Genomic DNA, 5,585 nt, shown 5'->3' on the forward strand with positions numbered 1-5,585 from the left:
GGGCCCGTCGCCGAACGCCAGCCAGGCATCGGCGAACGAGGCCGCCCGCAGCCCGCCCGCCCAGGCCGGCGCCCCGCCTTCCGCGCTCCGCCAGTCCTGCGTGCCCAGCCGCACCAGCCCCACGGCCGCCAGGCACGCCGCGTCGCCGTCCAGCTCCCGCAGCCATCCACTCCGCACCAGCACACACCCCCGTCAGCGGTTCATCCCCGTGAGGCCTCATCCCACCACACCGGGACGGGAACGAACTAGACAGGGTCACGTCACAATCTGGAAGAGAGCCTTCCGAGCCCCCACGCGGCCGGCGGGCGCCCGGCTCAGGTCACCAGACCGCGCCGGAACGCCTCGCCGACGGCGCCCGCCCGGTCGCGCACCCCGAGCTTGTCGTAGATCCGCAGCAGGTGGGTCTTGACGCTGGCCTCGGTGATGAAGAGCCTGCCGGCGACCTCCTTGTTGGAGGAGCCGTGGGCGACCAGCCGCATCACCTCCAGCTCGCGTGGACTCAGCACGCCGGGGCCGGGCCGTCGCACCCGGTCCATCAGCCGCTTGGTGATGGCGGGGGAGAGCATCGCCTCGCCCCGCGCCGCCACCCGGGCCGCGCGCAGCAGCTCCTCGGTGGGCGCGTCCTTCAGCAGGTAGCCGGTGGCGCCCGCCTCGATCGCGGGCAGCACGTCGTTGTCGGTGTCGAAGGTGGTCAGCACCAGCACCCGGACCTCGGGCGCCGTCTCGCCGAGCCGGTGGATCGCGGTGACACCGTCCATCACCGGCATGCGCAGGTCCATCAGCACCAGGTCGGGCTTCAGCTCGGCGGTCAGGTCGAGCGCCTCGGCGCCGTTGCCGGCCTCGCCGACCACCTCGAACTCGGGGCTGTTGGCGAACGCGCCGCGCAGGCCGTCCCGGACGATCGGGTGGTCGTCCACGATCAGCAGCCGTACGGGGGAGGGCCGTTCGCTCATGCGGCGCCGCCCCGGCGGATCGCGGGCACGCTCGCGTTGACCGCGGTGCCCGAGCCCGGCGCGCTCTCCACGATCAGCGTCCCGAGCACCCGGTCGAGCCGCCGGCGCAGGCCGTCCAGCCCGTAGCCGCTGTCGCCGTCGGCGGGCGGCGGCGCGTCGAGGCCGGTCACGGTGAAGCCGACCCCGTCGTCGTGAACGTCCAGCATGACCGTGTCCTCCAGGTAGGAAATGGTCAGCCTGACCCTACTGGCACCGGCGTGCTTCGCGATGTTCGCGAGCGTCTCCTGGGCGACGCGGAACAGGGCGATCTCGATCTCCGTCAGCAGCGGGACCGGATCGCCGGTGGCCTCCACCGTGGCCGGGACGCCCTCGCGGGCCGACCAGCGCCGGGCGAGGTCCTGGATCGCGTTCGGCAGGTGTGCCTCCTCCAGTTCCGCCGGCCGCAGCGCGGCCACCGAACGCCGGGCCGCGGTGAGGCTCTCCCGGGCCAGCAGCCGGGCCTGTTCGAGGTGCCACTCGCGCTGCTCGGGCCGCGGCAGGGCCTGGTCGGCGGCCTGGAGCTGGGTGACGATGCCGGCCAGCCCCTGGGCGATGGTGTCGTGGATCTCCCGGGCCATCCGCTGCCGTTCGTCCTGGATGCCCGCCTCCCGGGCCTGGATCAGCAGTTGGGCGTGCAGGCCGTTGTTCTCGGCGATCACCGCCTTCAACTCGGCGACCAGGCGCCGTCGTTCCTCGCTCCGCTCGTTGAAGCGGTGCGACAGGTTGCCGAACAGACCGATCAGGCAGGTCTGGAGGCAGACCGAGGCCGCCGCGACGGCGATCCGCTTCGAGGTGTCCGGAATCCCGCCGGGGATCAGGTTGATGAACAGCGAGGTGGCGCCGACGCTGACGAAGGCCCACTGCGGCGGGAGCAGGTCGTAGGCCTGGACGAACCCGATCACGGCGAACACGAAGAAGATCGGGTGCTGCGTCATCAGCAGCGCGGCCAGTACCTGTTGGCCCGCCGCGTACGTCAGCATCGGGCCGATGCGGCCCGTCCACGCGGGGGACCGCAGGGTGTACATCGCCAGCGTCCACGCGGCGGTCACCGCGACCAGAGGGAAGACGGTGACGCGCGCGGTGGCCGCGCCCTCCTCGGGCTGCACGACGCACAGCACGGTGGCCACGCCCAGCAGCGCGACGGGGAGGGGGACGAGGAAGCGGCGGAGGTCGGTCGGTTCGTCGCTCTTCATGATGCTGCTCCTCGGCCCCCCGCTGCCGGCCTCCACCGCTCCCCGGCCGCCGGCCGTGCCGGGACCGTACCTGATCACGGACCCCCAGCGTAGGGCCCCTACTCCCAGCGGAAGAGCCGCGTCGCCGCGACACCGAAGACCACCGTGTAGGCGACGAGGACCACCAGTGCCGTCGCGCTGGGGACGTGGCCCTCGGTCACGTCGCCGAAGGCCCGCACGGAGGCGCCGAGTGGGGTGAAGTCACCGATCCTGTTGACCGCGGCGGGCATCGCGTCGCGGGGCACGTAGAGGCCCGCGAAGAACATCAGCGGGAAGAACAGCATGCTGCCGGCGCCGGTGGCGGCCTTGGTGGTCTTGAGTACCGAGGCGAGGAACAGCCCGATGGACAGCACCGCGGTGGCCGACAGCAGGAAGGTGAGCACGAAGCCGACCGGGTTGCCCGGCAGCTTGACGTCCCACAACAGGCGCGCGGACGCGAGCACCAGGACGGTGGTGCAGACCGCCACGGTGATCTGGACGACCAGTTGGGCGACCAGCACCCGGGCCGGGCCCACAGGCGTGGTCGACAGCCGGCGCAGGATGCCCTTCTCCCGGTAGCCCACCAGGTAGGTCGGGGTGATGAACAGGCCGGTCATCGCGAAGGCCAGCACCACCGTGACGGGCGTGTAGGAGTCGATGACGCGCCGGCCGAGGTCGGCGTCGGCCTCGCGGGAGGACGGGATGCTGCCGATGATCACCACCAGGGCGACCGGGAACAGCAGGGTCCAGAAGTACGCGGCCGGATCGCGCAGGAAGAGCTTGAACTCCACGGCCGTGAGTCGGTTCATCGCCCGCAAGGGGTCTCCTTCCGAGGGGCCTGGGGCACAGTGTCCGGGGTCCGGAGTCTGTCGGGGCCGGGCGGTCAGTGGGACGGGTGGTCGAAGCGGCGGCCGGTCAGGGCGAGGAACGCGTCCTCCAGACCGGCCGGTTCGGCACGCAGGTCGGCGGCGACGATCCGGTTTCGGGCCAGCGCCGAGGTCACCGCGAACACCAGGTTGCCGACGCCGGTGACCTCCACCTGCGAGCCGTGCCGCTCCACCGAGGTGACCTCGGGCAGCGAGGTCAGGATGCGGTCGTCGAGCGGGGAGGTCGGACGGAACCGCACCTTCTGCTCGGCGCCCACGCCCGCCACCAGACCGGCCGGGGTGTCCAGTGCGACGATCCTGCCGCCGTCGATCAGGGCCAGCCGGTCGCAGAGCCGCTCGGCCTCCTCCATGAAGTGGGTGACCAGGACGACGGTGACGCCCCGGGCGCGGACCTGCTCGACCAGCTCCCAGGTGTCCCGCCGGGCCGCCGGGTCCAGACCGGTGGTCAGCTCGTCCAGCACGGCGACCTTGGGGTTGCCGACCAGCGCCAGCGCGATCGACAGCCGCTGCTTCTGGCCCCCGGAGAGAGCGGCGAACGGGCTGTCCGCCCTGCCCAGCAGGTCCAGCTCGCCGAGCAGTCCCCGCCAGTCGGCGGGGTCGTCGTAGAACGAGGCGTACAGCTCCATCGCCTCGCCGACCCGCAGCTTGTCCGGCATCTCGCTCTTCTGCAACTGCATGCCCAGGACGCGGTGCAGCTTGGCGGCGTCGTGCCGGGGATCCAGACCGTGCACCGAGATGCTGCCTCCGACCGGCTTGCGCAGCCCGGCGATGCACTCGACCGTCGTGCTCTTCCCGGCCCCGTTGGGACCGAGGATCCCGAAGATCTCCCCCTCCTGCACCTCGAACGAGATGTCGTCCACGACGACCTTCCGGCCGTACTGCACCCGCAGGTTCGAAACGACGATCGCCGGCATGGGCCTGGTCTCCGTTCTCCGAGGTCCCACCAGCCTCCGGCTCGCACCTCCGCGTACGGATCGACCCGGTGATATCCGTACGGTGGAACATCCCGCGATCGAACGGTTGACACCCGCGGTCCCCCGCACGCATCCGCTCGTCGTCGGCGTGCCGGGCCCCGACGCCGCTGCCGTCGTCGCTCGGTGCCGCACTCGCGGATAGTCTGGGCTGCCATGATGCGTGTGTGGACACTGCCGCTGCTGCTCGTCCTCTGCGGCGCGACCGTCGCGGGCGGGCTGGCGTTCAGCGGGAGCCGCGGAGCCGCCGTCCTGTACCTGCTGTTGTTCGCGGGGCTCGCGGCCATGAACTCGCCCCTGGTCTTCCCGAAGTCGCTCGGGGCGGCGGAGGCACAGCGCCGCAGCGCGGCCGACGGCCGGCCGGTGGTGTACTGGCGGCCGGGCTGCAAGTACTGCCTGCGGCTGCGCCTCCGGCTCGGCCGGGCCGCCCGCCGGCTGCACTGGGTCGACATCTGGAGCGACCCGGAGGCGGCAGCGGTGGTGCGGGCGGCCAACGACGGCAACGAGACCGTACCGACCGTCGTCGTGAACGGCCGGCCGCACACCAACCCCGATCCCGCGTGGGTTCGCGGACAGCTCTCCTCCGCCACCTGAGCGGGCAGCGGCCTCTCCTCGCCGTCAGCGATCCGAGGCTCGCAGCCGGCCCGCTCCACCGACCCTCCGACGCCGTACAGTTGATCGGGCTTCAAGCGTCCCGCCCAGCACGGGGAACCCGAGGCGCCGGCACCCGGGGACACCGGAAGGCGGCGCCACCGAGCCGACCGGTGGCGCCGCCTTCCGACGACGTACGGCGCCGCGGCCGTCGTGGCAGTCGCTTCAGGAACCCAGGTCCCGGCGCGGCAGGGGGCGTTCGCGCCTGCTGTCAGCGGACCTCGGCCACCAGGGGTCCGTACCTCGCCCTGATCTCCGCCTCCGCGGACTGCCACTGCGGGGTGTCGACCACGACGCCGGCGCCGTCGATGGCGAGTGTCAGCGCCTCGATCACCACGCCCTTGGCCCGCCACTCCTCGGTGTCCGCGCGGATCCGGTTCAGGAGCGCCATGAGCTGGCCGCGGGAGCCCGCCGCGTCGGCGAACTGCACCTTCACCGTGGGCCAGTCGGCCGCCGTGCGGGCAACGGCGGCGTCCAGGCCGCTGCCGGGGACCCGCATCACGTAGAGCGTGTTCGTGCTCCGGTCGCGGCAGGTGCCGAAGTAGTGGTCGGGGTAGTCGGTCATCCCCATGTTCTCGATGGTCTGTCCCGCCCGCGCCACACCGATCTCCACCGGATCGGCCGACGGCGAGCCGGAGGCCGTCGCCCAGTCCGTGGGGGAGCCCGAGGAGGTCGGCCAGGCCGTCTGCGAGCCGGACGGCGAGGGGGCGTCCGACGACGGCCGGCCCGACGATGACGACGTCCCGGACGAGGCGGCGTCCGACGACGGCCGGCCCGACGATGACGACGTCCCGGACGAGGCGGCGTCCGACGACGGCCGGCCCGACGACGGATCCCACGGCAACTGGCTCGGGTGCTGGTGCCAGCCCGGTG

The 5,585-nt window shown here is 72.6% G+C and carries 6 protein-coding genes and 1 pseudogene; 2 read left to right on the forward strand and 5 right to left on the reverse strand.

Features of this window, described 5'->3' with window-relative positions; genetic code table 11:
- Nucleotides 1–314: 314 nt before the first annotated feature.
- From KS423_RS37090 to KS423_RS37105, 4 genes are all read right to left on the reverse strand, one after another.
- Nucleotides 315–953 (reverse strand): response regulator transcription factor, encoded by a 639-nt coding sequence (locus tag KS423_RS37090; protein WP_224284139.1) that lies wholly within the window; start codon nt 951–953, stop codon nt 315–317.
- On the reverse strand, nt 950–2,185 hold the full coding sequence (locus tag KS423_RS37095) for a sensor histidine kinase (protein WP_224284140.1): 1,236 nt from the start codon (nt 2,183–2,185) through the stop codon (nt 950–952). The genes KS423_RS37090 and KS423_RS37095 overlap by 4 nt, the downstream gene beginning before the upstream one ends.
- 98 nt (nt 2,186–2,283) lie before the next feature.
- Nucleotides 2,284–3,012, reverse strand: coding sequence for an ABC transporter permease (locus KS423_RS37100; RefSeq protein ID WP_224284141.1), 729 nt, complete (start codon nt 3,010–3,012; stop codon nt 2,284–2,286).
- Nucleotides 3,013–3,086: 74 nt separating this feature from the next.
- Nucleotides 3,087–4,004, reverse strand: coding sequence for an ABC transporter ATP-binding protein (locus KS423_RS37105; RefSeq protein ID WP_224284142.1), 918 nt, complete (start codon nt 4,002–4,004; stop codon nt 3,087–3,089).
- 213 nt (nt 4,005–4,217) lie between these two features.
- Between KS423_RS37105 and KS423_RS37110 the strand changes: the two genes are divergently transcribed.
- The gene (locus tag KS423_RS37110; RefSeq protein ID WP_224284143.1) at nt 4,218–4,655 is read left to right on the forward strand and encodes a glutaredoxin domain-containing protein; all 438 of its coding nucleotides are present in this window, start codon (nt 4,218–4,220) and stop codon (nt 4,653–4,655) included.
- Nucleotides 4,656–4,923: 268 nt separating this feature from the next.
- Here KS423_RS37110 and KS423_RS37115 read toward each other — a convergent pair whose 3' ends face one another.
- Nucleotides 4,924–5,283, reverse strand: a complete 360-nt coding sequence (locus KS423_RS37115; RefSeq protein ID WP_224284144.1) for a hypothetical protein — start codon at nt 5,281–5,283, stop codon at nt 4,924–4,926.
- Here KS423_RS37115 and KS423_RS37120 point away from each other — a divergent pair.
- Nucleotides 5,282–5,585 (forward strand): annotated as a pseudogene (locus tag KS423_RS37120) (hypothetical protein); the annotation flags it as partial. The gene KS423_RS37115 and the pseudogene KS423_RS37120 sit on opposite strands and share 2 nt — an antisense overlap.

The organism is Streptomyces sp. LS1784, from assembly GCF_020103755.1.
GTDB lineage: Bacteria > Actinomycetota > Actinomycetes > Streptomycetales > Streptomycetaceae > Kitasatospora.

Excerpts from the sequence above, each read along its gene's own strand:
- KS423_RS37090 (WP_224284139.1), bottom strand. The coding sequence starts at position 953 with ATGAGCGAACGGCCCTCCCCCGTACGGCTGCTGATCGTGGACGACCAC.
- KS423_RS37095 (WP_224284140.1), bottom strand. The coding sequence starts at position 2,185 with ATGAAGAGCGACGAACCGACCGACCTCCGCCGCTTCCTCGTCCCCCTC.
- KS423_RS37100 (WP_224284141.1), bottom strand. The coding sequence starts at position 3,012 with ATGAACCGACTCACGGCCGTGGAGTTCAAGCTCTTCCTGCGCGATCCG.
- KS423_RS37105 (WP_224284142.1), bottom strand. The coding sequence starts at position 4,004 with ATGCCGGCGATCGTCGTTTCGAACCTGCGGGTGCAGTACGGCCGGAAG.
- KS423_RS37110 (WP_224284143.1), top strand. The coding sequence starts at position 4,218 with ATGATGCGTGTGTGGACACTGCCGCTGCTGCTCGTCCTCTGCGGCGCG.
- KS423_RS37115 (WP_224284144.1), bottom strand. The coding sequence starts at position 5,283 with ATGGGGATGACCGACTACCCCGACCACTACTTCGGCACCTGCCGCGAC.